The following is a 2792-nucleotide window of genomic DNA, read 5'->3' on the forward strand; positions in this document are numbered from 1 at the left end:
CGAGCAGATCGACGTCGTCCTCACCCGGGCACGGGCCCGGGGGAGACGACACCCGACGTCGAGACGGTGATCGACAAGGTCGTCGCCCCGATGATGTACCGCATCCTCTTCCGCCCGGAAGGGCTGGAAACCCCCTACGCCCGTCAGTTGGTGAGCAGTCTGCTCGAAACGCGTGAGGGCGAGGCATCCACCGGCTCCACCGCCTGAAGCGGCGCCGCCGACCGGGCGAACAGGATCACGGGGACCCAGCCCCCCGCCTCGCCAGGTCCACCGCCGTGCGGACCCCGGTGGCGTACTCCGACGGGCACTCCCAGGCCGCGAAGTGACCACCGGCGGGCTCATCCGTCCAGGACCGGACGTCGAAGAAGCGTGCCGCGAACTCGCGGGGCGCGTTGACGAGGTCCTTCGGGAAGATCGTGAAAGCCGTGGGGACGTCGATGCGCCCGGCCGGTTTCGGCCCGCTCTCGGCGTAGGGGGTGAAGGAGGTGCCGATGGCACCACTGACCCAGTACGCGGTGATCCACGTGAGCAACTCGTCCCGGGTGAACACCCTTTCCACGTCTCCACCGCAGTCGGTCCATGCCCGCAGCTTCTCCACGATCCAAGCGGCCAGACCCGCGGGCGAGTCACCGAGTGCCACCGCCAACGTGTGCGGCTTGGTGGCCTGTTCGTGCATGTAACCGCCCTCCGTGGCCTGCCAGTGATGACCGTGCCGGACGTACGCCCGCTCCGCGTCGGACAGGTCCGTCGGCGGGTCCACCAGGAAGCGGTACTGCGACACGTCCGTCAGGTGCAGGGCGGCGACGCGGTCGGGGTGAGCGGCGGCCAGTGCCTCGGCGACGTCGCAGCCCACATCACCGGCGGACACGACGTAGCGCTCGTAGCCGAGTACGCTCATCGCGCTCGCGACCGCTTCGGCCATGTCCCCGGACGACATGCCGCGGCGGGCGACCGGTGCGGCGAACGGGAAGCCGGGCAGGGCCGGGACGACCACGTGCAGGTCGGACAGCAGGGGCCAGACCCTCTCGAACCGCAGGACGGAGTCGGGCCACCCGTGCAGGAGCAGCACCGCCACCGCGTCGGCGCGCGCCGCCCGCAGATGGATCGCCCGCACCGGCGCGTCGTCCCGGCCGGCGAGGACCCAGGGCAGGGCGCGGAGCCGGGCTTCGTGCTCGCGCCAGTCGTAGGAGTGGGCCCAGGAGGAGATGAGGTCCGCGAGGTAGTCGCCGTCGACACCGCGCGCCCATCCGAACCCGGTGGGGACGTCGACCCGGCGGTAGCCGCGCAGGCGCAGGCGCAGGTCGTCGAGCACCGACTGCTCCACGACAGGGGCAGCGGCCCGTTCCGTGCTGATCATGCTCGGTCGTCCTCTCGTTCGTCTGAAGCGTGTCTCGAGTCCACATCCCGGTGATGCTCGGAACGCTGTCTGGGAGGCGTCTGCCCCGGAGGGCGCATACCGAGACGATCGACCCCTCAGCTGCGGACCGGGGCGAAGCCCGGTTCGTCCCTTGCCAGTCCCGCGACGTACCTGATCCGGTCCGTTCCGCCGCGCACCCTCCACGGACGCGTCCACATGTGGACCATGCGGCACAGCAACCGAGGAGACGAAGACGGCCGACCCGTGAAGTGCCGCGATCCTCACCCTGCCCCCATCGGCAGGCACCAGTGGCCGGGCTCTGCCATTAGGCTCTGGTCGCTGTGGATGCCCGAGAGCCGCCGCTCGAGCTCCGCGGGTCGCGCGGACGGCCGGCGAACCGCCGCACCGCGGCCGTTCCGGGAGGGGAAACGTGATGATCGCTGAGGAGTACGGCTACGAGGTGCTGCCGGGCGTGGCGGTGGACACCCCGGGCGTCGAGGCCGTCCTGCGGCGACGTGAGCGAGGCCTCCGGTGGGGTGTCCTGGCGCTGACCGCCGAAGCGCTGCTGTTGGTGGCCGTCCTTTCCGTGGCCGGTCCCGGCTCGGCACCGGGCTTGGTCACCACCGCTTGCCTGGCTCCCGTCATCGCGGCCACGGCCGCCCTGACGCTGCTGTGGCGCCGGGCGCGGCGCCGGGAACGGCTGGTGATGTCCACCTACGCCTGGCAGGTCTGGCCCGTGCGGACACAGGACGTCCGAGTGGTCGCCGCGGAGGGGGAGCGGGCCCAGGGCCGTCGCTGGGGAACGGACGGGCGGGTGGTGCTGCTCCAGCCGGACGGCCAGAGCCACTGCTCGTTCCCCGTCCCCGCGGATGGCTGGGACGGGCCCGCCCCGCGTGGCCCCCGCCCGGCGGACCGGGTGTGGTTCGCCGGCGACACCCGGTTCGGTGGCATGGTCGCCGAACCGGGAGGGCTGCCCTTCCGCTACGTCGTCCGTTCAACGCCGGGCAAGCGCCGTGGCATCGGAGTGGAAGACGAACTGGCCCGCCGAACGGGTCTGATGCCGCGGAGCCGGCGGCGGTAGGCGTCCCCGACGCTTCTCAGCCGGATGCCGCAGCGCGGGATCTACGCCGAACCCCGAAGGCGGTCGCGGCACTTCACGTCACGGCATCACGGCATCATGGCGCGGTCACGGCTCGCGGGCGAGACCGCCGTGTTCGGCGATGACTTCGGGGGTCGGGTCGGTGCGGTCAGATCGCCAGTAGGGGACTGGGACGAGCGTCGAGCACGTCTTCGCCCGCATGAAGACCTGGAAGATCCTCCGCGACTGCCGCCTCAAAGGCGACGGCGTCCGCCACGCCATGCTCGGCGTCGCCACGATGCACAACCTCACCCGCGCCGGATAGGCCAGCGGGCCGGCGGCGGCCAGGCATGCCCA

General features: G+C 71.8%; 2 protein-coding genes and 2 pseudogenes. 3 read left to right on the forward strand and 1 reads right to left on the reverse strand.

Going from position 1 to position 2792, the window contains the following annotated elements; all coding sequences use genetic code 11:
- Window positions 1-207: pseudogene (locus RIM90_RS31340) on the forward strand (hypothetical protein); the annotation flags it as partial.
- A gap of 28 nt (window positions 208-235) precedes the next feature.
- Here the strand turns inward: RIM90_RS31340 and RIM90_RS31345 are convergent.
- A complete protein-coding gene (locus RIM90_RS31345; protein WP_309064121.1) occupies window positions 236-1357 on the reverse strand; it encodes an epoxide hydrolase in 1122 nt (373 codons plus the stop codon).
- Between the two features lie 433 nt (window positions 1358-1790).
- Here RIM90_RS31345 and RIM90_RS31350 point away from each other — a divergent pair, with 433 nt between their 5' ends.
- On the forward strand, window positions 1791-2438 hold the full coding sequence (locus tag RIM90_RS31350; protein WP_309064122.1) for a hypothetical protein: 648 nt from the start codon (window positions 1791-1793) through the stop codon (window positions 2436-2438).
- A gap of 196 nt (window positions 2439-2634) precedes the next feature.
- Window positions 2635-2760, forward strand: a pseudogene (locus tag RIM90_RS31355) (transposase); the annotation flags it as partial.
- Window positions 2761-2792: the final 32 nt, after the last annotated feature.

The sequence above is a fragment of the Streptomyces sp. genome, assembly GCF_031181555.1.
In the GTDB taxonomy this organism is placed as follows: domain Bacteria; phylum Actinomycetota; class Actinomycetes; order Streptomycetales; family Streptomycetaceae; genus Streptomyces; species Streptomyces fimbriatus.